Source organism: Serratia sp. CY40230 (assembly GCF_052168835.1).
GTDB lineage: Bacteria > Pseudomonadota > Gammaproteobacteria > Enterobacterales > Enterobacteriaceae > Serratia > Serratia nematodiphila.
The window spans coordinates 137169-162854 of record NZ_JBJNLX010000004.1 but is presented as its reverse complement, the minus strand read 5'-3'; the positions used below and the strand labels follow the sequence as shown (position 1 = coordinate 162854).

General features: G+C 59.4%; 25 protein-coding genes and 2 tRNA genes. 4 read left to right on the top strand and 23 right to left on the bottom strand.

The window, feature by feature from the left end; all coding sequences use genetic code 11:
* Nucleotides 1-17 precede the first annotated feature (17 nt).
* Nucleotides 18-314, top strand: coding sequence for a GIY-YIG nuclease family protein (locus ACJ8IJ_RS15430; protein WP_154870273.1), 297 nt, complete (start codon nucleotides 18-20; stop codon nucleotides 312-314).
* Here ACJ8IJ_RS15430 and ACJ8IJ_RS15425 read toward each other — a convergent pair.
* Nucleotides 301-804, bottom strand: coding sequence for a GNAT family N-acetyltransferase (locus tag ACJ8IJ_RS15425; protein ID WP_442518766.1), 504 nt, complete (start codon nucleotides 802-804; stop codon nucleotides 301-303). The genes ACJ8IJ_RS15430 and ACJ8IJ_RS15425 overlap by 14 nt on opposite strands.
* Entirely contained in the window at nucleotides 798-1319 is a 522-nt protein-coding gene (gene ubiT, locus ACJ8IJ_RS15420) for a ubiquinone anaerobic biosynthesis accessory factor UbiT (RefSeq protein WP_049187007.1), read from the bottom strand. Before ubiT ends, ACJ8IJ_RS15425 begins: the two co-directional genes overlap by 7 nt.
* A gap of 258 nt (nucleotides 1320-1577) precedes the next feature.
* On the opposite strand from ubiT, the gene ubiU reads away from it, so the two are divergent.
* Both ubiU and ACJ8IJ_RS15410 read left to right on the top strand, forming a co-directional pair.
* A complete protein-coding gene (gene ubiU, locus ACJ8IJ_RS15415; RefSeq protein WP_015376422.1) occupies nucleotides 1578-2573 on the top strand; it encodes a ubiquinone anaerobic biosynthesis protein UbiU in 996 nt (331 codons plus the stop codon).
* 11 nt (nucleotides 2574-2584) lie between these two features.
* On the top strand, nucleotides 2585-3463 hold the full coding sequence (locus ACJ8IJ_RS15410; RefSeq protein ID WP_049186960.1) for a U32 family peptidase: 879 nt from the start codon (nucleotides 2585-2587) through the stop codon (nucleotides 3461-3463).
* Nucleotides 3464-3770: 307 nt separating this feature from the next.
* Here ACJ8IJ_RS15410 and ACJ8IJ_RS15405 read toward each other — a convergent pair whose 3' ends face one another.
* From ACJ8IJ_RS15405 to ACJ8IJ_RS15390, 4 genes are all read right to left on the bottom strand, one after another.
* A complete protein-coding gene (locus tag ACJ8IJ_RS15405; RefSeq protein WP_157798845.1) occupies nucleotides 3771-4190 on the bottom strand; it encodes a hypothetical protein in 420 nt (139 codons plus the stop codon).
* 109 nt (nucleotides 4191-4299) lie between these two features.
* Nucleotides 4300-5439, bottom strand: coding sequence for an ABC transporter permease (locus ACJ8IJ_RS15400; protein ID WP_049243041.1), 1140 nt, complete (start codon nucleotides 5437-5439; stop codon nucleotides 4300-4302).
* A complete protein-coding gene (locus tag ACJ8IJ_RS15395) occupies nucleotides 5436-6590 on the bottom strand; it encodes an ABC transporter permease (RefSeq protein WP_044029869.1) in 1155 nt (384 codons plus the stop codon). Before ACJ8IJ_RS15395 ends, ACJ8IJ_RS15400 begins: the two co-directional genes overlap by 4 nt.
* Nucleotides 6572-7543, bottom strand: coding sequence for an HlyD family secretion protein (locus tag ACJ8IJ_RS15390; RefSeq protein ID WP_004933479.1), 972 nt, complete (start codon nucleotides 7541-7543; stop codon nucleotides 6572-6574). The genes ACJ8IJ_RS15395 and ACJ8IJ_RS15390 overlap by 19 nt, the downstream gene beginning before the upstream one ends.
* Nucleotides 7544-7774: 231 nt before the next feature.
* On the opposite strand from ACJ8IJ_RS15390, the gene ACJ8IJ_RS15385 reads away from it, so the two are divergent.
* Nucleotides 7775-8788, top strand: a complete 1014-nt coding sequence (locus ACJ8IJ_RS15385; protein WP_033633542.1) for a luciferase-like monooxygenase — start codon at nucleotides 7775-7777, stop codon at nucleotides 8786-8788.
* A gap of 37 nt (nucleotides 8789-8825) precedes the next feature.
* Here ACJ8IJ_RS15385 and yedF read toward each other — a convergent pair whose 3' ends face one another.
* The 17 genes from yedF to folP all read right to left on the bottom strand — a co-directional run bounded on the left by yedF (nucleotide 8826) and on the right by folP (nucleotide 25686).
* Nucleotides 8826-9065: a sulfurtransferase-like selenium metabolism protein YedF gene (gene yedF, locus ACJ8IJ_RS15380; protein WP_004933486.1), complete on the bottom strand. Its 240-nt coding sequence runs from the start codon at nucleotides 9063-9065 to the stop codon at nucleotides 8826-8828.
* Entirely contained in the window at nucleotides 9062-10276 is a 1215-nt protein-coding gene (gene yedE / locus ACJ8IJ_RS15375; RefSeq protein ID WP_004933488.1) for a selenium metabolism membrane protein YedE/FdhT, read from the bottom strand. Before yedE ends, yedF begins: the two co-directional genes overlap by 4 nt.
* Before the next feature lie 146 nt (nucleotides 10277-10422).
* Nucleotides 10423-12354, bottom strand: a complete 1932-nt coding sequence (locus tag ACJ8IJ_RS15370; protein WP_342578821.1) for a DEAD/DEAH family ATP-dependent RNA helicase — start codon at nucleotides 12352-12354, stop codon at nucleotides 10423-10425.
* Nucleotides 12344-12418 carry a protein YrbN gene (gene yrbN, locus ACJ8IJ_RS15365; RefSeq protein WP_223182019.1) on the bottom strand — a complete coding sequence of 25 codons (75 nt, stop codon included), beginning with the start codon at nucleotides 12416-12418 and terminating at the stop codon, nucleotides 12344-12346. Before yrbN ends, ACJ8IJ_RS15370 begins: the two co-directional genes overlap by 11 nt.
* Before the next feature lie 122 nt (nucleotides 12419-12540).
* Nucleotides 12541-13425 carry a lipoprotein NlpI gene (nlpI, locus tag ACJ8IJ_RS15360; RefSeq protein WP_004933495.1) on the bottom strand — a complete coding sequence of 295 codons (885 nt, stop codon included), beginning with the start codon at nucleotides 13423-13425 and terminating at the stop codon, nucleotides 12541-12543.
* Nucleotides 13426-13553: 128 nt separating this feature from the next.
* Nucleotides 13554-15671, bottom strand: a complete 2118-nt coding sequence (pnp, locus tag ACJ8IJ_RS15355; protein WP_049186967.1) for a polyribonucleotide nucleotidyltransferase — start codon at nucleotides 15669-15671, stop codon at nucleotides 13554-13556.
* A 256-nt stretch (nucleotides 15672-15927) separates the two neighbouring features.
* Nucleotides 15928-16197 (bottom strand): 30S ribosomal protein S15, encoded by a 270-nt coding sequence (rpsO, locus tag ACJ8IJ_RS15350; protein WP_004933502.1) that lies wholly within the window; start codon nucleotides 16195-16197, stop codon nucleotides 15928-15930.
* 124 nt (nucleotides 16198-16321) lie between these two features.
* Complete coding sequence (gene truB, locus ACJ8IJ_RS15345; RefSeq protein ID WP_265261466.1) at nucleotides 16322-17266, bottom strand: tRNA pseudouridine(55) synthase TruB; 945 nt, start codon at nucleotides 17264-17266, stop codon at nucleotides 16322-16324.
* Nucleotides 17266-17676: a 30S ribosome-binding factor RbfA gene (gene rbfA, locus ACJ8IJ_RS15340; protein ID WP_004933508.1), complete on the bottom strand. Its 411-nt coding sequence runs from the start codon at nucleotides 17674-17676 to the stop codon at nucleotides 17266-17268. The genes truB and rbfA overlap by 1 nt, the downstream gene beginning before the upstream one ends.
* A gap of 70 nt (nucleotides 17677-17746) precedes the next feature.
* Nucleotides 17747-20434 (bottom strand): translation initiation factor IF-2, encoded by a 2688-nt coding sequence (gene infB / locus ACJ8IJ_RS15335; protein WP_004933511.1) that lies wholly within the window; start codon nucleotides 20432-20434, stop codon nucleotides 17747-17749.
* Between the two features lie 23 nt (nucleotides 20435-20457).
* Entirely contained in the window at nucleotides 20458-21966 is a 1509-nt protein-coding gene (gene nusA, locus ACJ8IJ_RS15330; RefSeq protein WP_004933514.1) for a transcription termination factor NusA, read from the bottom strand.
* 21 nt (nucleotides 21967-21987) lie between these two features.
* Nucleotides 21988-22440, bottom strand: coding sequence for a ribosome maturation factor RimP (rimP, locus tag ACJ8IJ_RS15325; RefSeq protein ID WP_004933515.1), 453 nt, complete (start codon nucleotides 22438-22440; stop codon nucleotides 21988-21990).
* A 217-nt stretch (nucleotides 22441-22657) separates the two neighbouring features.
* Nucleotides 22658-22734: transfer RNA gene (locus ACJ8IJ_RS15320), tRNA-Met, on the bottom strand.
* 60 nt (nucleotides 22735-22794) lie between these two features.
* A tRNA-Leu gene (locus ACJ8IJ_RS15315) sits at nucleotides 22795-22881 on the bottom strand.
* 70 nt (nucleotides 22882-22951) lie between these two features.
* On the bottom strand, nucleotides 22952-23287 hold the full coding sequence (secG, locus tag ACJ8IJ_RS15310; protein ID WP_004933519.1) for a preprotein translocase subunit SecG: 336 nt from the start codon (nucleotides 23285-23287) through the stop codon (nucleotides 22952-22954).
* Between the two features lie 220 nt (nucleotides 23288-23507).
* A complete protein-coding gene (glmM, locus tag ACJ8IJ_RS15305; RefSeq protein WP_004933522.1) occupies nucleotides 23508-24845 on the bottom strand; it encodes a phosphoglucosamine mutase in 1338 nt (445 codons plus the stop codon).
* A gap of 4 nt (nucleotides 24846-24849) precedes the next feature.
* The gene (gene folP / locus ACJ8IJ_RS15300) at nucleotides 24850-25686 is read right to left on the bottom strand and encodes a dihydropteroate synthase (protein WP_004933528.1); all 837 of its coding nucleotides are present in this window, start codon (nucleotides 25684-25686) and stop codon (nucleotides 24850-24852) included.

Below are 25686 nucleotides of genomic sequence, written 5' to 3'. Positions count from 1 at the left end.
TGCACAGGACCCCAATGATGGACTTACCCCACTGGTATCTCTATATGCTGCGTTTACCGAGCGGCATGCTGTATACCGGCATCACCACCGACGTGGCGCGCCGCCTGGCGCAGCATCAAGCCGGCAAAGGCGCCAAGGCGCTGCGTGGTAAAGGGGAGCTGACGCTGGCGTTTCACTGCCAGGTGGGGGATCGCTCAACGGCGCTGAAGCTGGAATACCGCGTCAAACAGCTGAGCAAAATACAAAAAGAGCGGCTGGTGAATCACCCGCCGCTGTCGTTGGAGTATCTATTGCCGGTCGTTAAAAGCGATTAAACGGCGCCGAAAAAGCCACTTCGCCGCTGACGCCATTCAGGGCGTCTTCCGCCAGCGGATACACCTGGAACGCGCTTTCCGTGTCCGGCCAGCGGCAGTGCAGGCCATAGGCGGCGGCCGGTTTGAAACCGAAGCGGCCGTAATAGGTCGGATCGCCCAGCACCACCACCGCGGCGTAGCTGAATTCGTTCAGCGAATCCAAGCCTTCGTACACCAGCTTTTCCGCCAGCCCCTGACGGCGCAGGCTTTCATCTACCGCCAGCGGCGCCAGCGCCACCCATTGGCGGTCTTCGCCGGCCACGTCTACCGGGCTGAACGCGGCGTAACCCACTACCCCGCCTTCGTCGTCAGTGGCGACCACGCCCAGCGTCAGCAGGCCGTCTTCGCGCAGCTGCTGCACCAGATCGGCTTCGTCGTCGCGGCCAAAGGCGCGGCGCAGCAAGGCGTCGATGCCCGCCGCATCTACCGGGATCTCTACGCGGATCAGCATGATACCGCCACACGGGAAGCCGACGCCGTGCCCTCCTGCAGCCCTGCTTCGACAAAATCAGCCAACTGCAGCAGCCCCATGCGCAGCGGCGCAGGCATGCTTTCCAGCTCGATGGCGTCCATCAAATTTTTCACATACAGGCCCAATTCGGTATCCCCTTCAATCTGCAGCCGACGCTGAAAGAACAGCGTATCCGGATCTTGCTTGCGCGCCGCGATCAGGATCAGATCGTTGGCGTCGCCGCTGAAGCTGACGTCCGCTTCGGCGTGCTGGCTGACCACCAGTTTGTCGTTTTCTACCGTCATAAACCAGTGTAGCGCCAGATCGCGAACTTCGATCTTTAACCAGCGCGATTCGAGAAATTCCAGCTCCCCATCCGCCAACGCCTGGCGGAACTGCCAGCTCAGCACCTGTTGCAGCAGCTGGCGCTGCAGGGCGAACGGCGTGAATTTCAGCGGGATGCGCAGCAGCGACGGCCCCTGGCGCACAAGGCGTGCTCGTAGTTGTTCCAACACGGTCATCCACTCCTTTCAATACGGACTACCGCTATTTTGCCACACTGGCGCGCGGCTTCAGCGGTCTATATCAACAAATAGTGCATTTCACCGCCATGTTTATCAATACGCCATAAGCTGCCCCAAATCAAAACCTGTGTGCGCCCCTTTGCCTAAAATGGCCTCCCCGAATCGCGTTTGCCGGCGGAACACCGCCGCCGGCAATCTTTAAAGACAGCGTGCGCCCGGCCGGGCGCACGGCTAAGCCAGGATAAATCTATGGAGCTGCTTTGTCCCGCCGGCAACCTGCCGGCCCTGAAGGCCGCGGTGGATAACGGCGCCGACGCCGTTTACATCGGTCTGAAAGACGATACCAACGCGCGCCACTTCGCCGGCCTTAACTTCACCGAGAAAAAGCTGCAGGAAGCGGTCGATTACGTGCATCGCCACGGCCGCAAACTGCATATCGCCATCAACACCTTCGCCCATCCCGACGGCTACGCCCGCTGGCAGCGCGCGGTGGATATGGCTGCCCAGCTGGGCGCCGACGCGCTGATTCTGGCGGATCTGGCGATGCTGGAATACGCCGCCCAGCGCTACCCGCAGCTGGAGCGCCACGTTTCGGTGCAGGCCTCCGCCACCAACGAAGAGGCGATCCGTTTCTACCAGCGCAACTTCGAGGTAGGCCGGGTGGTGCTGCCGCGCGTGCTGTCGATGCATCAGGTGAAACAGCTTGCGCGCACCAGCCCGGTGCCGCTGGAAGTGTTCGCTTTCGGCAGCCTGTGCATCATGGCCGAGGGGCGCTGCTACCTCTCCTCCTACCTGACCGGCGAGTCGCCGAACACCGTCGGCGCCTGCTCGCCGGCGCGCTTCGTGCGCTGGCAGCAAACCCCGCAGGGCATGGAGTCGCGCCTGAACGACGTGCTGATCGACCGCTACCAGGACCACGAAAACGCCGGTTACCCGACGCTGTGCAAGGGCCGCTATCTGGTGGACGACGTGCGCTACCACGCGCTGGAAGAGCCCACCAGCCTCAATACGCTGGAGCTGCTACCGGAGCTGCTGGCCGCCAACATCGCCTCGGTGAAGATCGAAGGCCGCCAGCGCAGCCCGGCTTACGTCAGCCAGGTGGCGCGCGTCTGGCGCCAGGCGATCGACCGTTGCCAGGCCGATCCGGCCGCCTATCGCGCCGACGCCGCCTGGATGGAGACGCTGGGCGCGATGTCCGAAGGCACCCAGACCACGCTGGGCGCCTATCACCGCAAATGGCAGTAGCCGGAGGCAACATGAAATACGCACTGGGGCCGGTACTCTACTACTGGCCGAAAACCGACATCGCGGCGTTCTATCAACAGGCGGTAGAGAGCAGCGCCGACATCATTTACCTCGGCGAGAGCGTCTGCACCAAACGGCGCGAGATGAAGGTCGGCGATTGGCTGGCGCTGGCGCGCGAGATCGCCCACAGCGGCAAACAGGTGGTGATCTCCACGCTGGCGCTGCTGCAGGCGCCGTCCGAGCTGAATGAGCTGAAACGCTATGTGGAGAACGGCGAGTTCCTGTTGGAAGCCAACGATCTGGGCGCGGTGAACATGGCGGCGGAGCGCGGTTTGCCGTTCGTCGCCGGCCATGCGCTGAACTGCTACAACGCCTATACCCTGCGCCTGCTGCGCCGCCAGGGCATGGTGCGTTGGTGCATGCCGGTCGAACTGTCGCGCGACTGGCTGGCCAATCTGCTGACGCAGTGCGACGAGCTGGGCTTCCGCCACGACTTCGAGGTGGAGGTGCTGAGCTACGGCCATCTGCCGCTGGCCTATTCGGCGCGCTGCTTCACCGCCCGCTCGGAGAACCGCGGCAAGGACGAGTGCGAAACCTGCTGCATCAAGTATCCGCAGGGCCGCATGATGCGCTCGCAGGAGCAACAGCAGGTGTTCGTGCTCAACGGCATCCAGACCATGAGCGGTTACTGCTACAACCTCGGCAACGAGCTGCCGAGCATGCAGGGGCTGGTGGACATCGTGCGGCTGTCGCCGCAGGGCGCCGAGACGCTGGCGCAGATCGACGCCTTCCGCGCCAACGAGCGCGGTGAGCAGCCGCTGGCCTTGACCGACCACGCCGACTGCAACGGCTACTGGCGCCGCGTGGCGGGGTTGGAGTTGGTGTCTTAACGAGGACAGTGCCGGCAGCGGGCGCTGCCGGCACTGTTTATTGATCAAGATTAATGCGCTCATCTCCACCGTGGAACCAATGGAATAAACTTACACACATCAGGCAGCAGCTTCTGATACCAAAATAAGTGAAAACCGCGATGGCCGCATCTACCAAATGTTCTCCGTATGAAATAATACTCAGTGAGGAGAACGAGACAAGTAACATACTCAACGTTAGCGCAATCATATTACATAGCGGGTTTAAAAGACGTCTGTTAACCATAACCCACCCTCTATTTTTGACACTCTAAAAGCGATTTAATCATCACCAGCGACATTGCCCATTAACGCTATTGGCGTTTTTATTCCCACCCAAGGCACCACCGTTATTCTTATTATTCCCGGCTGGGCTGTTATCTGCGCAAGAGACCGCCCCCATTAAGCCACCGGCAACGGCCAAACCCATCATCCCTGGCGGGCCGCCGGAAAAACCGGTAAATGCGCCAATGATAATGCCCATTCCAACCTGATTGGCACAAGAGTTTGACGCACCTCTGCTTGGCCTGTCACGATCGCCGCCGTTATTTCCATCGCCACAACCGCCAATCAATTTCATCTCATCAAAATCAAGCGATCTTATTGTTGACATATTATTCCATCCTTTAAATAACATGTTATAGATAAAGTTAACGCCAACCATTAATTCCCTAAGCAGGTCAGCAATTACAATTACCAAAATCAACATAACAGATCAAATTAAAAACAAGAGTAGACGTCCCGCTAAATAAATCACCTTAAACATATCAATAATACGAAATAATAAAGGCGCCGAAAATGGCGCCTTTATTTATCCCCTACGCCCGCCGCTTCCTGAACATCCCGCGCAGCGCCACGCTGTTGCGCAAGAAGCCGACGCCGAAGCCCAGCAGGGTGTAGACCACGCCGAGTATCAGCATCATGGCGACGTCGCCCCACACCTCATTCAGCGACAGCCCCATCTGGTTGACGCCGGCGATCGCCTTGGTGCCCCAGGTGGAGGGAATGCTGTACGAGATGGCGCGCACCCAGGCCGGCATCGACTGCAGCGGCCAGATAGTGCCGGACAGGTAGAAGATCGGCGTGGTGATGAACGCCAGCGTCAGGTAGATCATCTCGACGCTGCGCAGGCACTCGGTCACCAGCTTGCCCAGCCCCAATACCGCCAGCAGGAACGGGAAGGTCAGCAGCAGCAGCTCGGCGATGTTCGCCGTCTGCCTATAGCCCAATACCCACGGCCACAGCACGAACAACACGATCGACAGGAACAGCCAGATCGGCAGCAGCGCCGTCAGCCCGCCGAGGTGCGCCGCCAGCGGCGCCTTGCCGCCGGGCATGCTCTTCATGGCGATATTGACGCGGATACAGGCGATCAGCAGCGAGTGCTGCAACAGCATCACCAGCAGGCCGGGGAAGATGATCGCCGCAAAGCTGATGCCGGGGTTGAACACGTCCAGCGTTTGCCCCAGTATCGGCGTCAGCAGTATCTGCGCCTGCCGTTCGCTGAAGCCGCTGCGCAGCAGCAGCCCGTTGTTGTATTGCGTCAGCAGCTGCTGATAGGCCGCCACTACGTCCTGCTGGATCTGGCCGTTGGCCAGGCGGTTGGTGGCGTCGCCGTACATCGGCACCACGATGTTCTGCCCGCTGAGAATTTTCTTCTCCAGATCCACCGGCATGATGATCACCGCAAACAGCTTGCGCCAGCTGAGATCGCGCTGTGCCTGTTCCAGGCTGTCGTAGGTTTCAATCGCGATCTTGGAGGTAGCGTCCAGTTGGCGGATCAGCTGCCGACTGGCGGTGCTGTGATCCTGATCTATCACCCCCACCGGCAGATCCCACACCGTGCGGTTGGCGTACACCAGGCTCATGATGCACAGCGACAGGATCAGCATCAGCCACACCGGCCGCTCCAGCATGCCGAGCAACACTTTAACGAAGGTTTGCCAATAGAGCTTCATCCGGCGTTCCCCTCTTTTGCCAGCCGCGCCGGCAGGCGATTGCGCACCAGCAGCGCGGCCACCAGCGGATAGACCGCCAGCAGCGCGCACACGCTGAAGATGGCGCTGGCGTGCACCTGCCGCAGGAACACGTCAAACATCGCGTACAGCGCGTGGGTCAGCGGTTCGATGTTGGAAATGATGCGCGCCGGCAGCGGCATCGACAGCTCAGGCACCGCCATGCCGGAGAAGGTCATTGCAATACTGACCAAAATACCGATCAGGCTGTAGGCGGTGATGGTGCTGCCGGTAAAGGTGTACAGCAGCAGGCCGATGCTCTGCGCCGCCATCACATAGAACAGGCCGATCATCAGCATAAACAGCGGGTTGCCGCTGACGCGGGCGTCAAAGATGCCCACCAGCGCCGCGATCTCCACCATCAGCAGGGTGGTGAAACACAGCGTGTACGGCGCCAGCTTGCCGAGCAGCGCCAGGCTGAACGGCTTGGCCTGCAGCAGCGACTTGCTGCGCGCCAGCACATAGATCATGCAGGTCACCGCGAACAGCTGCAGCAGGTGGATGGTGGCGGCGAACTGCTGGTAATAGATATAGCTGCCGCTGGCGTTGAACAGGCTGCCGTAGGAGAGCGTCACGTCCGCCAGCGGCGGCAACGTCTTGCCCATCTCGGTGGCGATGATGCTGCGGGTGCTGGCGTTGATTTCGTTCATCAGGCCGCCGAAGTCCTGGGTGGAGTACAGCCCGGCGCCGTAAAACAGCGCGTTGTAGTACATCACCACGCTCGGCTGTTTGCCCGACAGCGCATTGGCCTCAAAGTCCGGTGGGATATACAGCAACGCGTAATCCTGCGCGCTGCGCAGGCGGCTCAGTGACTCCGGCAGCCCGCCGCCGTATGCCTCGACGTGGGCGTGCGACCCGGCGTCCAGCCGGCGCGTCAGCGATTTGGACAGCGGGCTGTGATCGCTGTCCACCACCGAGACCGGCAGATCGAGCAGCGTGCCTTCGGAGAAGTTGCTGCTGATCAGCGCAAACAGGATCAGCGGAAAGATCCAGCTCAGCCAGTGCACTACCGGGCTGCGAAAGGCGACGCGACACTCTTTGTCGAACGCGTGACTGAAGCAGCGCCAGCCGGCCCTTACTCTTTCCATTGCCATAAGGTGCTCATCCCCGGACGCAGGCCGTCCACCGGCTGTGACGGATACAGGCGCACTTCGAAGGTTTTCAGGTCGAAGTCGCCGGTGGCGCGGGTGGCGCGTTTGGTGGCGTAATCCCCCAGCGGCGCGATGTAACGCACCTCGGTGTCGATCATTTTGTCCTTCAGCGCCGGCACCCGCAGCTTGACCTTGTCGCCTTTGCGCACGTGGGCCAGGATGTCTTCACGCAGGTTAAACACGAAGTAGGCGTCCGGCACCCGGATCAACGTCACCAGCGGGCTGCCGGCGTTCAGCAATTCGCCCACTTCGGCCGGGATCGGCCCCACTTCGCCGTCCACCGGCGCTTTCACCTGCAGATCGTCGCTCTGCGCCTGGATCTGCAGCAGGTTCTCTTCCGCCGCCCGCAGCGCCGCCGCATATTGCTGCCGCTGCTCGACGCGGTCGCCGTTGATGCCTTCATCCAGGTTGGCCTTGGCGGCCTGCACCTGCTGGAAGGCGGTGTCGCGCGACCGGCGCGAAGCGTCCAGCTCGGACTTCGAGATATAGCCCTTGCCGGCCACGCTCAGGTTACGGTTGTAGTCGTTTTGCGCATTGCGGTACTGCGCCTCGGCCTGCGCCAGGTTGGCGCGCAGGTTGCGGATGCTCTCTTCACGGGTGCCGTGCAGCGACAGCTCGAGCTGCGCCTTGGCCTCGTCGCGCGTCGCCTGCGCGGAACGCAGCTGCGCCATCAGTTCGGGGCTGTCGAGTTGGATGATCAGCTGGCCGCTTTTCACGTCATCGCCGCGTTCGATCAGGCGTTCAACAACCCGGCCTTTCGCCTTGGATGCGACGATCACTTCGGGGGCATCCACTTCACCCTGCAGTAACAGATCCTGATTGTGCGCGCGGAACAGGATCGCCAATGCGATCGCCACCATCATCAGCAACAGGGTAAACAGCGTCTTTTTTTTCATTATATCGGCTCCCGGAACGGTAAGCGGCGGGCGGGGATCATCATTTCCATGTCTCAAATTGCTCCAAAAAACACCATTGCACTCATGAGGATATCACAAGCACATATCTCCTCTTTTATAACTATAAATTGGATTATGCTTTTAACACTAAAAAGCATCTTTTTTCGGCCTTTTAGTATGCAGATTCCTGCAATCGCCCTTTAAGCGATCCACTCTCTGATGGACGATGTCATGACTGAACACACTGCCGTACCGCTTTCGGTACTGGATTTATCGCCAATCCCGCAAGGGGCCAAGGCGCGCGACGCTTTCCACTGTTCGCTGGATCTGGCGCAACACGCCGAACGCTGGGGCTACCAGCGCTACTGGCTGGCCGAGCACCACAATATGACCGGCATCGGCAGCGCCGCCACCTCGGTGCTGCTGGGCTATCTGGCCGCCGGCACCCAGAGCATTCGCCTCGGCTCCGGCGGCGTAATGCTGCCGAACCATGCGCCGCTGGTGATCGCTGAACAGTTCGGCACGCTGGAATCGCTCTACCCCGGCCGCATCGATCTGGGGCTGGGCCGCGCGCCCGGCACCGATCAACGCACCATGATGGCGCTGCGCCGCCACCTGTCCGGCGATGTGGATACCTTCCCGCGCGACGTGCAGGAACTGCAAAACTACTTCTGCGACGCGCAGCCCGGCCAGCCGGTGCAGGCGGTGCCGGGCCAGGGGCTGCATGTGCCGCTCTGGCTGCTCGGCTCCAGCCTCTACAGCGCACAGCTGGCGGCGCAGCTCGGCCTGCCGTTCGCCTTCGCTTCGCACTTCGCTCCGGATATGCTGTTCCAGGCGCTGCAGCTGTACCGCGAGAACTTCAAACCCTCCAAACAGCTGGCGCAGCCGCACGCCATGGTGTGCGTCAACGTGATCGCCGCCGACAGCGACCGCGACGCGCGCTTCCTGTTCAGCTCGATGCAGCAGCAGTTCATCAATCTGCGCCGCGGTTCGCCCGGCCCGCTGCCGCCGCCGGTGGATAACATCCACGCGCTGTGGACCGCCGGCGAGCAGTACGGCGTCGAACAGGCGCTGCGGATGTCGATCGTCGGCGATGAAAAAACGGTGCGTCACGGGCTGCAAACGCTGCTGCGTGAAACCGATGCCGACGAGATCATGGTCAACGGCCAGATCTTCGATCATCAGGCGCGGCTGCGTTCGTTCGAGATCGTCGCCGGCGTGAAGGGCGACATCGTGAAGGGCTAAAAAGCGAAAAGGCGGTGGGAACCCCACCGCCTCGGCGTTAACGCTGGATCAGATAGCGGATGGTCGGCCCGTCCTGCTGGATATCCAACACCTTGTAGCCGTGGTTGCGCGCATCGAGCGGGATGTTGTTGATCGACTGCGGGCAATCACTGATCACCTCCAGGATCTCCCCCGGCTTCAGCTGCGGCATCGCCTCCAGCGTCGCCACCGCCGGGTACGGGCAAGGCTCGCCCAGCATGTCCAGCCGGTAGTCCGGCACTATCGTCGTCTCTTTCATGGCATGCTCCTCAAATTCACCACCTGCGCCTCAGGCCGGGCGCGGAAAAAGCGTTTCTCCCACCACAGCATGGCGGCGAAGGCCAGCGCCAGCAGCAGGTAAGTCACCAGCAGGCCGCCGATCGGGCCGAAGGTATCGAGCAGGTTGATCTTGTCGTAGTCGGTCGCCAGCGCCGGCGCCAGGTCGTCCCAGTAATAGGCCAGCAGCGTAGCGCCGATGATGTTGCCCAGCCCCACCCACCAGTAGTGCACCTGCCCTTCCACGGCGCGGTACATCCAGCCGGTCTCGCAGCCGCCGGCCAGCACGATGCCGAAGCCGAACAGCAAACCGCCCAGCACCGCATTCGGGCCGGCCCACATGATCTTCGGCGCCACGCCGAGCTGCACATAGCTGAAGATGCCGATGGCGCTCACCGCCATGCCGATGATGATGGCTTTCGCCATGTGGGTGCGGCCGGTGATCCACAGATCGCGGAACGCCGAAGTGAAGCAGATCTGCGCGCGCTCGATCAGCAGGCCAAAGCCGATGCCGAACAGCATGGCGATGCCGAGTTTCGGCGCATCGAACAGCGTCCACAACGACCAGGCCACCGCCAGGCCGAAGATCGCCATGCCCAACCGGAAGCGACGGCGCGCCTGCTCAGGCTTCTGCGTCAGCGGCGCGGCGGCCTTCACCTTTTGCAACTTGACCGGAATGCGGAACATCGGCAGCAGCGTGAATTTGGCGCCGAAGTAGGAGCCGGCGGCGGTCGCCAGCGCGAAGAACCAGGCGTGCAGCGAGAACTGCGGGATGCCGGTGAAGAACGCCGCCAGGTTGCAGCCCATCGCCAGGCGTGCGCCGAAGCCGGCGATGATGCCCCCCAGCAGCGCCTGCACGATGCGAATGCGGTGCTGCGGCTGACGCAGTTTGATGTTATTGGCCCACAGCGCGGCGGCGATGCAGCCGGCGAACATGCCGATGATCATGCGCCCGTCGATGCGCTCCAGCGGCGTGCCCTGCAGGCCGATGACCTTGAAATAGCCCCACTGCTCGGGGTGCAGGCCGAACCACTGCAGCACATGGCCGCCCCAGCGGGTGAATTCGCCGGTCACCGCCCAGAAGGTGCCGGTCATGCCGAAGTAGTAGGTAGAAAGGATCCCGGCGGCGATCACCGCCGGCAGCGGCGCCCAAAAGCGCACCAGGTATTGAGATTTGAACTGCTGCCAACTCATGGCATCTCCCGTGCATATCATCCATAAGAAAAAACCTTATGAATGATACGCCATTCAGGGGCGTTTGACGGCAACTTTCAGGCATAAAAAAACCAGCCCGCAGGCTGGTTTTTCAGAGCGCTTCACCGCGAACGGCGAATCAGCGATTACGCGTCGCCGAAACGACGACGTGGTGCTGCCGGTGCGCCGTCATCACGGCGTGGCGCCGGCTTGCCGTCGCGGTTGTAGTTACCGCCACGACGCTCGCCGCCGTTGCCGCCTTCACGACGTTCGCCGAAGGAGCGACGCGGGCCGCCTTCGCGACGTTCGCCGTTGAACGGACGACCGTTGCCGCGACGCTCGCCACCGTTGCCACCGTTGCCACCGTCACGACGCTCGCGACGTTCGAACGGCTGTGCATCGCCCAGCAGCTGCATGTTCATCGGCTTGTTCAGGATGCGGGTGCGAGTGAAGTGATTCAGGATCTCGCCCGGCATGCCTTTTGGCAGCTCGATGGTGGAGTGAGAAGCGAACAGCTTGATGTTACCGATGTAACGGCTGCTGATGTCGCCTTCGTTAGCGATAGCGCCAACGATGTGACGCACTTCTACGCCATCGTCACGGCCCACTTCGATGCGGTACAGCTGCATTTCGCCAACGTCACGACGTTCGCGACGCGGACGATCGCCGTCACGGCTGTCACGACGGTCGCCACGGTCACCGCGACGATCGTCACGGTCGTTGAACTCGCGGCGCTGACGCGGCTTGAAGACCGGATCCGGCGGCAGGATCAGCGGACGTTCGCCCTGTGCCATTTTCAGCAGCGCGGCGGCCAGAGTTTCCATATCCAGCTCTTCTTCCGGCTGCAGTTTGGTCAGCAGTGCGCGGTACAGGTCCAGATCGCTGCTTTCCAGCTGCTGCTGAACTTTCGCGGCGAACTTGGCCAGACGACGCTCGCCCAGCAGTTCTGCGTTCGGCAGTTCCACTTCAGGGATGGTCAGCTTCATGGTGCGTTCGATGTTGCGCAGCAGGCGGCGTTCGCGGTTTTCCACGAACAGCAGCGCGCGGCCGGCGCGGCCCGCACGACCGGTACGGCCGATACGGTGAACGTAAGACTCGGAGTCCATCGGGATGTCGTAGTTGACAACCAGGCTGATGCGCTCAACGTCCAGGCCACGGGCCGCAACGTCGGTCGCGATCAGGATATCCAGACGACCGTCTTTCAGGCGCTCCAGAGTCTGCTCACGCAGCGCCTGGTTCATGTCGCCGTTCAGCGCGGCGCTGCTGTAACCGCTGCGCTCCAGCGCTTCGGCCACTTCCAGGGTCGCGTTCTTGGTACGGACGAAGATGATCGCCGCGTCAAAGTCTTCGGCTTCCAGGAAACGCACCAGCGCTTCGTTTTTACGCATGCCGTAGACCGACCAGTAGCTCTGGCTGATGTCCGGACGGGTAGTCACGCTGGACTGGATGCGTACTTCCTGCGGCTCTTTCATGAAGCGGCGGGTAATGCGACGGATCGCTTCCGGCATGGTGGCGGAGAACAGCGCGGTCTGATGTTCAGCCGGGATCTCAGCCATGATGGTTTCTACGTCTTCGATAAAGCCCATGCGCAGCATTTCGTCGGCTTCATCCAGCACCAGGCCGCTCAGGTTAGAGAGGTTCAGGGTGCCGCGCTTCAGGTGGTCCAGCAGACGACCTGGGGTACCCACAACGATTTGCGGGCCCTGGCGCAGAGCGCGCAGCTGCACGTCGTAACGCTGGCCGCCGTACAGGGCTACCACGTTGACGCCGTTCATGTGTTTGGAGAAATCGGTCATCGCTTCAGCAACCTGAACCGCCAGTTCGCGGGTCGGTGCCAGCACCAGGATCTGAGGTGCTTTCAGGTCTGCCTGCAGGTTGTGCAGCAGCGGCAGCGAGAACGCTGCAGTTTTACCACTACCGGTCTGTGCCATGCCCAGCACGTCGCGGCCGTTCAACAGGTGAGGAATACACTCAGCCTGGATCGGAGATGGTTTTTCATAGCCCAGATCGTTCAGGGCGGAAATGATTGGAGCAGACAGCCCCAGATCAGCAAAAGAGGTTTCAAACTCAGTCGTCATGTACACGTGCCTCATTAATAATGGCAGCCAGTCTACATAACTCGTCGAGAAAATTTTCAGTCATTTTCATTGAAAAGTGTGAACCGGCTCAAATTAGATTATAAAACGAACAAAAAAGCCCTCGCCCGTGAAGGCGATAACTTTGGTTAAAAACCAATGTCCATCAGGCTGATAGGTGTTCGTCAGCTATTGCTGGTCCGATTCCGATAGGTCGTCTTGCTCTTGGCCCAAAAGCGCCAATTCCAACAATGCATAGCGGTGCTCAACGAAGTTGTGAACGTTGTTAGACACCGTCAGTTTGAACAGCGCCGAAGCGGTGTCCTTGTCCCCCAGACTCAGGTAGTGTTTACCCAAATAGAAGTCAGTTTCACTGAGATGCTCAGCGAGCGAAGTGTTATCCGTTGCATCTGCCTTGAGGCGTTCCATCAGCGTTTTTTCGCTGATCTTGCCCAGGTAGAATTCGACAATATTCCATCCCCATTGCCCTCTGTCCGCTTTGTCATAGCGCTGCTGAAGCGCTACCTCGGCCTTCTTGGGATCGATTTCTCTCTCCACCAGATACAGCCATAACGAACGGAAGGGATCGTTTGGGTCGTCTTGATAAAACGCCTGCAGATCATCCTGCGCCAACGGGAAGCGGCCGCCATAATACAGTGCGATGCCCCGGTTTAAACGCGCGTAATTGTAAGTTGGATCAAGCTCTAGTACAGAATCAAACGCTTCATAGGCAGCATCAAAATTGCCTGCCTGCGTTAAGTAAATGCCCAGGTAGTTGAAAACTTCCGGCATGTCGGGACGTATCGCCAGCGCCTGCGAGAAATCATTGCGCGCTAATGCACGTAACCCGAGGCTATCATACAGCACACCGCGCTCATATAAAAGCTGTGCGCGTTCGTCATCCGTCAGTGCCCGGCTGGCAAGAATTTGTTCCATGCGCGCCAGGATCACTTCCTGCTGCAACGTTGGCTGCAACGGGATTGCCAAAACTTCGTCTTTACGCCAATCATGGTTGCTGCATCCTGCCAGCATGAGTGCTGTCGCAACGTAACACCAGCGCAAGAAAGGCTTCATTTCCCACTCCCGAAGACAAACATTGGATGAACGTCCTGTCCTCCGTTTGCTAAAACGCGGGCATCCTACCCGCGCGATACGAACAGCCCCCAACCCCGTGGTGGGGAGCTGTAAAACTATCTATACAGTTATTCTGCTTCAGGCGCAGGTGAACCTGCTTCCGGCGCCATCGCTTCTTTGATGCTCAGACGCACGCGGCCCTGACGGTCAACTTCCAGTACCTTAACCGGCACTTCCTGACCCATCTGCAGATAGTCGGTCACTTTCTCAACGCGCTTGTCGGCGATCTGAGAAATGTGCACCAGACCTTCTTTACCACCGCCGATAGCGACGAATGCGCCGAAATCAACGATACGGGTCACTTTACCCTGGTAGATACGGCCCACTTCGATCTCTGCCGTGATCTCTTCGATGCGACGGATAGCGAATTTCGCTTTCTCACCGTCGGTCGCAGCGATTTTAACTGTACCATCATCTTCGATTTCGATGGTAGTGCCAGTCTCTTCGGTCAGTGCACGGATAACAGAACCGCCCTTACCGATCACGTCTTTGATTTTATCCGGGTTGATGCGGATAGTATGAATACGCGGTGCGAATTCGGAGATATCGCCGCGCGGAGTGCTGATAGCCTGTTCCATTACGCCCAGGATGTGCAGACGCGCGCCCTTGGCCTGGTTCAGAGCCACCTGCATGATTTCGCGGGTGATGCCTTCGATTTTGATGTCCATCTGCAGCGCGGTGATACCGTCGCGGCTACCGGCCACTTTGAAGTCCATGTCGCCCAGGTGATCTTCGTCACCCAGAATGTCGGACAGAACCACATAGTTGTCGGCTTCTTTCACCAGGCCCATCGCGATGCCCGCAACGGCAGCCTTGATTGGCACACCGGCGTCCATCAGCGCCAGAGACGCGCCGCACACGGAAGCCATGGAAGAAGAACCGTTGGATTCGGTGATTTCAGACACCACGCGAACCGTGTACGGGAAATCTTCCGGTTTAGGCATCATAGCCAATACGCCGCGTTTCGCCAGGCGACCGTGACCGATTTCACGACGCTTAGGAGAACCGACCATGCCGGTTTCGCCTACGGAGTACGGAGGGAAGTTGTAGTGGAACAGGAAGCTGTCGGTCTTCTCGCCCATCAGCTCGTCCAGGTTCTGGGCGTCGCGCGCGGTGCCCAGGGTCGCGGTAACCAGCGCCTGAGTTTCGCCACGGGTGAACAGCGCGGAACCGTGGGTGCGCGGCAGTACGCCGGTGCGCACGTCCAGGCCACGGATCATGTCTTTTTCACGGCCGTCGATACGCGGCTCGCCACGCAGTACGCGGCTGCGCACCACGTTTTTCTCCAGGTTACCCAGGATGTCCTGGATCTCACCGGCGTCCAGCGTTTCGTCCTGCGCCAGCAGGGTTTCAACCACGCTGTCTTTGATCGCGTCAACCTGAGCGTAACGCTCTTGTTTTTCGGTGATGTGGTAAGCGTCGCCCAGGCGAGCTTCGGCCAGTTCAGCCACGCGCGCGTGCAGCGCTTCGTTGACCGCAGGCGCCTGCCAATCCCACTTCGGTTTGCCGGCTTCGGCAACCAGCGCGTTGATGTTTTCGATAACCACTTGCTGCTGGTCGTGGCCGAACACCACAGCGCCCAGCATCTGATCTTCGCTCAGCACGTCCGCTTCGGACTCAACCATCAGCACCGCACCGGCAGTACCGGCAACCACCAGATCCAGACGGCTTTCTTTCAGCTCGTCGGTCGTCGGGTTCAGCACGTACTGATCGTTGATGTAACCTACGCGCGCTGCGCCGATTGGGCCGTTGAACGGAATACCGGACAGGCTCAGGGCCGCGGAAGCACCGATCATCGCAACGATGTCCGGGTTCACCTGCGGGTTAACGGAAACTACGGTCGCGATCACCTGAACTTCGTTCAGGAAGTTATCCGGGAACAGTGGGCGGATCGGGCGGTCGATCAGACGGGAGGTCAGGGTCTCGCCTTCGCTCGGACGGCCTTCGCGACGGAAGAAGCTGCCCGGGATGCGGCCGGCGGCGTAGGTACGCTCTTGGTAGTTAACGGTCAGCGGGAAGAAGCTCTGGCCCGGCTTGGCTTTTTTCTGGCCAACGACGGTAACGAAGACGGCGGTGTCATCCATGCTCACCATAACGGCGGCGGTGGCCTGACGAGCCATCATACCGGTTTCGATGGTGACGGTATGCTGGCCATACTGGAATTTGCGAATGATCGGTGTCAGCAAAATTATATCCTTGATTAACGGCGCGCAATCGCATTGACGACTCGACACGCCTGTGACTCGATTTGCCTTCTCACTACATCCTCGCGACTAATGACAATCCTTATCTCAGGCGGGAGATAAAGCCTCTCATTAGCCGCGCGAACCTCTGTAACGGAAGAACCTGTTTGGAAACATCAGTAATACATTAACCTGATTTGCTTATGCTTCCTAGAAGAAAGGGGCCAAAATAGGCCCCTTTCCACTGAAACTTGCTAGATTAGCGACGCAGACCCAGACGCTCGATCAGGCTGGTGTAACGTGCTACATCTTTACGCTTCAGGTAGTCCAGCAGCTTACGACGCTGAGAAACCATACGCAGCAGACCACGACGGCTGTGGTGATCTTTTTTGTGCTCGGAGAAGTGGCCTTGCAGATGGTTGATCTGCGCAGTCAGCAGGGCAACCTGAACTTCGGTAGAACCGCTGTCGTTAGTACCACGACCGAAATCAGCTACGATTTGAGCTTTAGCTTCAACACTTAGAGACATTGTAATACTCCAGATTATAGATAATAAAAACAGGCGCCGATCTCTAATTCAGCAACCCAATGCATAAGCTGCGCCATTCTACTCTTAGCGCAGTGCGATCGCAAGGCGACGCAGTGCCCCGCCGTCAGTCGAAATGCTCGACCACCAGGCGGCGCGGCGCCACGCGACCATCCTCGGCGATGTCGCCAACGCCGAGGAATTTTCGCTCTTCACCCTCGGTGATGCGCACCAGGCCGGAAGCCGGCGCGCCGGCCACTTGCACCGGTTGCCCCTGCTTGACGTAACCCGCCACCACCGGCAGCAAATTCACTTCCGGATAGTTCTCAACCGGGCTGTCCATCGGCATCAGCAGCGGATCGAGCAGCTCGCCGGGCGCGATCGCCTGTTCCTGCGCCTGCGCCAGCAAAGCATTCAGCTGTTCCAGCGTCACCATGCGCGCGATCGGATAAGTCGCCACCTGCAGGCGGCGCAGATAGATCACGTGCGCGCCGCAGCCCAGCAACTCGCCGAGATCGTCGGTGATGGTGCGGATGTAGGTGCCTTTCGAGCAATGGATCTCCAGCTCCAGCTCATCCCCTTCCCAGCGGATAAACTGCAGCTCGTACACCGTGATGCTGCGCGCTTCGCGCGGCACTTCAATCCCCTGGCGCGCATACTCGTAGAGTTTCTTGCCCTGGTATTTCAGCGCCGAATACATCGACGGCACCTGCTGGATGTCACCGCGGAAGGTGTCCAGCGCCGCGTCGAGCTGCGCCTGGGTAAAGTTCACCGGGCGCTCCTGCACGATCTGACCGTCGGCGTCCGAGGTATCGGTACGCTGCCCCAGCTTGGCGATCACCCGATAACGTTTATCGGAATCGAGCAGGTATTGCGAAAACTTGGTCGCTTCACCCAGGCAGATAGGCAGCATGCCGGTCGCCAACGGATCGAGCGCGCCGGTGTGGCCCGCCCGGTTGGCGTTGTACAGGCGCTTTACTTTTTGCAGCGCATCGTTGGACGACAAACCCTGCGGCTTGTCCAGCAACAGCACGCCGTGGATATCACGGCCGCGGCGACGAGGGCGACTCATCAGTCCTCCTTGTCATCGCCTGAGGCGGAACGGCGCTCGGCGTCGTTCTTCACCACGTTGGTCACCAGGTTAGACATGCGCATGCCTTCCACCAGGGAGTTGTCGTAGGCGAAGGTCAGCTCCGGCACCACGCGCAGGCGCATCGCTTTGCCCAGCAGGGTGCGGATGTAACCGGAAGCGTCCTGCAACGCTTTGATGCCGTTGGTGACCAGATCCGGATCGTGGTTCTCGGTCAGCACGTTCAGGAAGGTGACGTAAACCTTGGCATACGCCAGGTCACGGGACACTTCCACGCCGGAAACGGTCGCCATGCCGACGCGCGGATCTTTCACTTCACGCTGCAGAATGATCGCAATCTCTTTCTGCATCTCTTGCGCCACGCGTTGACCGCGGCTGAATTCTTTTGCCATTTTGGATTCTCCAGACAAATCGGGGGGCACAAAGGCCCCCCGTAAACAGATATAAGCAGATGTGCAATCGTTAAGCGATGGTGCGTTGGATCTCAATGATTTCGAACACTTCGATCATGTCGCCGACGCGCACGTCGTTATAGTTCTTAACGCCGATACCACATTCCATGCCGTTACGGACTTCGTTAACGTCATCTTTGAAGCGGCGCAGGGATTCCAGCTCGCCTTCATAGATAACCACGTTGTCGCGCAGTACGCGGATTGGGTTGTGACGCTTGATGGTCCCTTCGGTAACCATACAGCCGGCGATAGCGCCGAACTTAGGCGATTTGAACACGTCGCGCACTTCGGCCAGGCCGATGATCTGCTGCTTGTATTCCGGCGCCAGCATGCCGCTCATCGCCTGCTTCACTTCGTCGATCAGGTTATAGATCACGGAGTAGTAACGCAGATCCAGGCTTTCCGCTTCGATCACGCGGCGCGCAGAAGCGTCGGCACGCACGTTGAAGCCCAGGATGATGGCGTTGGAAGCCGCAGCCAGCGTCGCGTCGGTTTCGGTGATACCACCTACGCCGGAGCCGACAATCTTCACCTTCACTTCGTCGGTGGAGAGTTTCAGCAGCGAGTCGCTGATCGCTTCGCAAGAACCCTGTACGTCGGATTTCAGTACGATGTTCAGCTCGGACACTTCGCCGTCGGTCATGTTGGCGAACATGTTTTCCAGCTTGGACTTCTGCTGACGCGCCAGTTTGACTTCGCGGAACTTGCCCTGACGATACAGCGCCACTTCACGCGCTTTCTTCTCGTCACGCACCACGGTCGCTTCGTCACCCGCTGCAGGCACGCTGGACAGACCCAGGATTTCCACAGGGATGGACGGACCGGCGGAGGTCACTTCACGGCCCAGCTCGTCACGCATCGCACGCACACGGCCGTATTCGAAGCCGCACAGGACGATGTCGCCCTTGTTTAGCGTACCTTCCTGAACCAGCACGGTGGCAACCGGGCCACGGCCTTTATCCAGGAAGGACTCGATCACCACGCCGCTCGCCATACCGCTGCGTACCGCTTTCAGTTCCAGCACTTCGGCCTGCAGCAGGATAGCCTGCAGCAGCTCGTCGATACCGGTACCGGCTTTCGCGGACACGTGGACGAACTGCGCTTCGCCGCCCCACTCTTCCGGCATCACGCCGTACTGGGACAGTTCCTGCTTAACGCGGTCCGGATCGGCTTCCGGCTTGTCGATTTTGTTCACCGCAACCACCAATGGCACCTGCGCCGCTTTCGCGTGCTGGATAGCTTCGATGGTTTGTGGCATCACGCCGTCGTCGGCCGCCACCACCAGAACCACGATATCAGTCGCCTGAGCACCGCGAGCACGCATCGAGGTAAACGCGGCGTGGCCCGGGGTGTCCAGGAAGGTGATCATGCCGTTCTCGGTTTCTACGTGGTAGGCACCGATGTGCTGGGTAATGCCGCCGGCTTCGCCCGCCGCCACTTTGGTGGAGCGGATGTAGTCCAGCAGAGAGGTTTTACCGTGGTCAACGTGGCCCATGATGGTCACGACCGGCGCGCGCGGCTCGGCCGCAGCGCCCGTATCACGGTCGCTCATCAGCGCTTCTTCCAGCTCGTTTTCACGACGCAGGATAACTTTGTGGCCCATCTCTTCGGCAACCAGCTGCGCGGTTTCCTGGTCGATAACCTGGTTGATGGTGGCCATGGCGCCCAGCTTCATCATCACTTTGATGACCTGAGAACCTTTTACCGCCATCTTGTTGGCCAGCTCGGCCACGGTGATGGTTTCGCCGATCACCACGTCGCGGTTAACCACCTGCGCCGGCTTGTTGAAGCCCTGCTGCAGAGCGCTAGGCTTGCGTTTGCCTTTACCACCACGGGTAACGGCGCGCGCTTCTTCGCGATCCGCTTTGGATTCGGACAGCTTGTTGCCTTTCTTCTGCTTGGTGGCTTTGCCGCCGCGGGTGCGGCTGCGACGATCGCCTTCAACTTTGGCGTCGTTTTCATCTTCCGCGGCACGGGCGTGCTGAGAGGTGGTCACGTGATAGTCGGCGCTTTCAACCGCGGCGCTTGCCGCGTCTGCCTGGGCCCACTTCTCGCCGTTCTCTTCGGCCATGCGACGGGCTTCTTCCGCCACGCGCTTGGCTTCCTCTTCAACCTTGCGGCGCACTTCCTCTTCCGCTTTGCGTTTCAGTTCAGCGGCTTCGGCTTCACGGCGTGCTTTTTCCGCCTGAGCTGGCTTGGTCATTTCGTCGGTATGTTGATTGGTCACTTTTTCTTTTTCCGCTGAATTACGCTTAGCAATCTCCGCGGCCTCACGTTTGGCTTGCTCTTCGGCTGCGCGCTTCGCTTCCGCTTCGCGTTTTGCGAGCTCTTCCGCTTCGCGCCGTGCCTGCTCTTCCGCTTCACGCTGTGCCTGCTCTGCCGCTTCAGCCAACTGGGCTTCCTGCGTATCGCGATTTACATAAGTGCGTTTCTTGCGGACCTCAATTTGCACCGATTTACTTTTACCGCCGGTGCTCGGGATATTCAAGGTGCTGCGCGTTTTGCGCTGCAAAGTGAGTTTACCCGGCGCGCTGCCGTGTTCACGGTTCAGGTGCGCCAGCAATGTTTCTTTTTCTTGCTGGGTAACAGAGTCCGACTCGGACTTGTTGATCCCTGCATCAGCAAACTGCTGTACCAGGCGATCAACCGGAGTCTGAATCTCTGCTGCCAGCGATTTTACGGTTACATCTGTCGTCATGCTGTTCCTTCCTGCTACAGTTATTACGCGTTGTCGCCAAACCAACAGATATTGCGCGCAGCCATGATCAGCTCGCCGGCTTGCTCGTCGCTAAGCCCTTCAATATCAGCCAGATCGTCAACACCCTGCTCGGCAAGATCTTCCAGCGTACAAACCCCACGCGCGGCCAGTTTAAAGGCCATGCTGCGCTCAAGACCCGGCAGGTTGAGCAAATCGTCGGCCGGTTTGTTGTCGCCCAGGCTTTCTTCTTGTGCCAGGGCCAGCGTGGTCAATGCAGCTTTGGCGCGTTCGCGCAATGCTTCAACCGTATCTTCATCCAGACCGTCGATTTCCAACAGCTCTTTGATCGGCACGTAGGCCAGCTCTTCCAGCGTGGAGAAGCCTTCTTCAACCAGTACGGTGGCGAAATCTTCGTCGATATCAAGATACTTGGTGAAGGTATCAATAGCGGCATGAGCCTCGGCCTGGTGCTTGGCCTGCAGGTCGTCCGCCGTCATCACGTTCAGTTCCCAACGATCGTCGCCGCGGTGTTGTTTCAGCAGCTGGGAAGCCAAACGCACGTTTTGGCCGTTACGGCCGATCGCCTGTGCCAGGTTGCTGGCTTCAACGGCGATATCCATGGTGCAGTTATCTTCATCTACCACGATCGACGCGACGTCGGCCGGCGCCATGGCGTTGATGACGAATTGCGCTGGATTATCATCCCACAGGATGATGTCGATGCGTTCGCCGCCGAGCTCGCTCGACACGGCCTGAACGCGCGCACCGCGCATACCTACGCAGGCGCCGACCGGGTCGATGCGCTTGTCGTTGGTTTTCACTGCAATTTTCGCACGGGAGCCAGGATCGCGGGCTGCCGCTTTAATTTCAATCACTTCTTCGCCGATTTCCGGCACTTCGATGCGGAACAGTTCTTTCAGCATTTCCGGGCTGGAACGGCTGACGAACAGCTGCGCGCCGCGGGCTTCAGGACGCACGGCGTACAGTACGCCGCGAATGCGGTCGCCCGGACGGAAGTTTTCGCGCGGCAACATGTCTTCACGGCCAATCACCGCTTCGGCGTTGTTGCCCAGATCCAGCGCAATGCTGTCACGGTTCACTTTCTTCACCACGCCGGTGACGATCTCGCCTTCGTGTTCACGGAAAGCGTCGACCACCATCGCGCGCTCGGCCTCGCGCACTTTCTGCACGATAACCTGCTTGGCGGTTTGGGTGGTGATACGGTCGAAGGTCACGGATTCGATCTGATCTTCGACGTAGCCGCCGAGCTCGATGCTCGGATCTTCAAACTGAGCGGCTTCCAGCGTGATTTCACGCGTTGGCTGAGTCACTTCGTCTACGGCGACCCAACGGCGGAAGGTATCGAAATCGCCGGTCCTGCGGTCAATGCTGACGCGCACGTCGATTTCCTGCTCGTATTTTTTCTTGGTTGCGGTGGCTAATGCAGTTTCCAGCGCTTCGAAAATCTTCTCGCGCGGAAGGGATTTTTCATTGGAAACTGCTTCAACAACAGCCAGAATCTCTTTGTTCATCCTAGTTGCCTCTTCCAAACTTTAAAAGTGGGGTACCAGGTTCGCTTTCTGGATGTTGCTCAGCGCGAACACTTCATCTTTCCCTTCCACAGTAACCGTGATCATCTCGCCTTCGACAGACTTGATAATACCCTGCCACTTGCGACGGTTCTGTACCGCCATGCGCAGGACCAGGCTGACTTCTTCACCGAGGTAACGCGTATAGTGTTCTGCGGTGAACATCGGGCGATCAAGGCCAGGAGAGGAGACTTCCAAGTTGTAAGCGACCGTGATTGGATCTTCGACGTCCAATACAGCGCTGACCTGGTGGCTGACATCAGCGCAATCATCAACATTGATGCCGTTGTCACTATCAATATAGATGCGGAGCGTCGATTGGCGCGCACGAATGAATTCGATGCCTACAAGCTCAAAGCCCAACGCTTCTACGGGTGCCGAAAGCATCTCTGTTAACTGTTGCTCTAATGTGGACAAGCCCACCCCCAAGACATAAAAAAAGGGCTAAATAGCCCAGTGATTCTGTTGCCAAATAACAAAAAACCCCGAAAAATCGGGGCTTTATGCAACTGGACCCTGTTTGCCGCTAGGCGGCCTCGGTACAACTTTCGAGCAAGTGTCATTTTCAAATGTTGATCGAGAAAAGCGGATTTCAATCGAAAAGTGTATTTGAAAATAAACACTTAAAGGAAAGTGGTTGCGGGGGCCGGATTTGAACCGACGACCTTCGGGTTATGAGCCCGACGAGCTACCAGGCTGCTCCACCCCGCGTCCGAAAACGTGGCAAATACTACGCCGATAATCGCAAAATTGCAAGTTATCTCTGGGATTTGGTACCGAGGATGGGACTCGAACCCACAAGCCCGTTAGGGCACTACCACCTCAAGGTAGCGTGTCTACCAATTCCACCACCTCGGTACTGATTCTTACTGCTAACGGCCGTTGTTCTTTCGAGTTCACAACCACCGTTTACAAACTTTGTTGCGGCTTACTGCGGGATGTCGCTGCTCGGCTTGGCAGGTGCTGCCGGCGCGGTTGTCTGCTCAGTTTTCACCGGCTGACCGAGGTTTTCCCACTCGCTGCCTTTCTTGCTTTGGTTGCTGCTGAGGTTGCCCAGAATCAGGCTGATGACGAAGAACAGCGTCGCCAATACAGCAGTCATGCGGGTCATAAAGTTACCGGAACCACTCGAACCGAACAACGTGCCTGATGCACCTGCTCCGAAAGAGGCTCCCATATCAGCGCCTTTACCTTGCTGCAACATAATCAGAGCAACCAGCCCGATTGAAATCAGCAGGAAAATTACCAGAAGAGCTTCGTACATAGTAGTACCCGTATCCTTGCGGCCTCACCGCATGCCAAATGCTTCACACTCATCAAGCAGGCGTGTTTATAAACTGCCTACTGAAGCGGGTGTGAATACTAACCAAAGCCGCCAACCCGCGCAAGGGCAATTTGCAGCCGCCGGCGCGTTTGCGGAAAAAAACGCCAACAATCGTCTGTTCGGGCTCAGCGATGCCAAGCCCGGCGGCTAACTGTCTGTTTTAACCTGCGGATTTCACCGCATCGGCGATGCGATGTGCCAGCGCGGTCACCTGCTGCTCGTCCTCGCCTTCCACCATCACGCGGATCAGCGGTTCAGTGCCCGATTTGCGCAGCAGCACCCGGCCGCGACCGGCCAGCTCGGCTTCCACCTGTTCGGTGACCTTGCGCACCGCTTCGGACTCCAGCGGATTGTGATCGCCGGCGAAACGCACGTTGACCAGGATCTGCGGCAACAGCTTCATGCCGCTGCACAGGTCATGCAGGCTCATGTGGTTGCGCACCATGGCGGTCAGCACCTGCAACCCGGCCACGATGCCGTCGCCGGTGGTGGTTTTGTCCAGCAAGATCACATGGCCGGAGTTTTCCGCACCGATGCGCCAGCCCAGCTCCTGCAGCTTCTCCAGCACGTAACGGTCGCCCACTTTGGCGCGAGCGAACGGAATGCCCAGCTGCTTCAGCGCCAGCTCCAGCCCCATATTGCTCATCAGGGTGCCGACCGCGCCGCCGCGCAGCTGCCCCTGACGCAGGCCTTCGCGGGCGATGATGTACAGGATCTGATCGCCGTCCACCTTATTGCCCAGGTGATCCACCATCATCACGCGGTCGCCGTCGCCGTCGAATGCCAGGCCAACGTGCGCTTTTTCCTGCAGCACGCGCTCCTGCAACTGACGCACATCGGTAGCGCCGCATTTCTCGTTGATGTTCATGCCGTCCGGCTCAACGCCGATGGCGATCACCGTAGCGCCCAGCTCGCGCAGCACGCTCGGCGCGATGTGGTAAGTCGCGCCGTTGGCGCAGTCGACCACGATTTTCAGCCCTTTCAGGCTCAGCTCGCTCGGGAAGGTGCCTTTGCAGAATTCGATATAGCGGCCGGCGGCGTCGATGATGCGGCTGGCTTTACCCAGTTCCGAGGACTCCACGCAGGTCAGCGGCTTTTCCATCTCGGCCTCGATCGCTTCTTCGACATTGTCCGGCAGCTTGGCGCCGTCGATCGAGAAAAACTTGATGCCGTTGTCATAGAACGGGTTATGCGAAGCGGAAATGACAATGCCCGCTTCGGCGCGGAAGGTGCGCGTCAGATAGGCTACCGCCGGCGTGGGCATCGGCCCGGTGAAGGAGGCGGACAATCCGGCGGCCGCCAGACCGGCTTCCAGAGCGGACTCCAGCATATAGCCGGAGATGCGCGTATCCTTACCGATGATGATCTTGCGGGAACCGTGACGCGCCAGCACTTTACCGGCCGCCCAGCCCAGCTTCAGCACGAAGTCCGGCGTGATGGGGCTGTCCCCGACCTTGCCACGGATGCCGTCGGTGCCAAAATATTTGCGCTCGCTCATGTCTCTACTGTCCCTTAGCTGAAAGTGTTGCCTCGACGACACGCATCGCCTCGACGGTTTCTTTAACGTCATGCACTCTGACAATCTGCGCACCCTGCATCGCCGCGATCACCGCGCAGGCCACGCTGCCGATAACCCGTTGATCCGGCGGCACGTTCAGCAGTTGTCCAATCATCGATTTGCGCGACATGCCGACCAACAGCGGCAAACCAAAACGATGAAACTCCGACAACCGAGCCAGAAGCTGATAGTTGTGCGACAAATTTTTACCGAAACCGAAGCCGGGGTCGAGCAGCAATTTCTGATTTGTTATCCCTGCCTCGTTACAGCGCTGGATATGGTGTTCGAAAAACGTCTGAACATCGGCGATCAGATCGTCGTAGTGCGGCGCCTGCTGCATGGTGCGCGGCTGCCCCTGCATGTGCATCAGGCAGACCGGCAGGCCGCTTTCCGCCGCCGCCGCCAGGGCGCCCGGCTCCTGCAGCGAACGGATGTCGTTGATCAGATGGGCGCCGGCCTGCGCCGATTCGCGGATCACACCCGCCTTCGAGGTATCGACCGAGATAAAGACCTCGAAGCGCTGCGCCAGCGCTTCCACCACCGGCACGACCCGTTCCAATTCTTCCTCTTCACTCACCTCCGCCGCCCCTGGCCTTGTCGATTCGCCGCCGATATCAATCATCGTGGCGCCGGCCGAAATCAGCGCATGCGCATGCACCAGCGCCTGGTTCAGGGTGTTGTGGCGGCCGCCGTCGGAAAACGAATCCGGCGTCACGTTGAGGATGCCCATCACCTGTGGATGGGAGAGATTGAGCGTCATGTCGCGCACGGTTAACTGCAT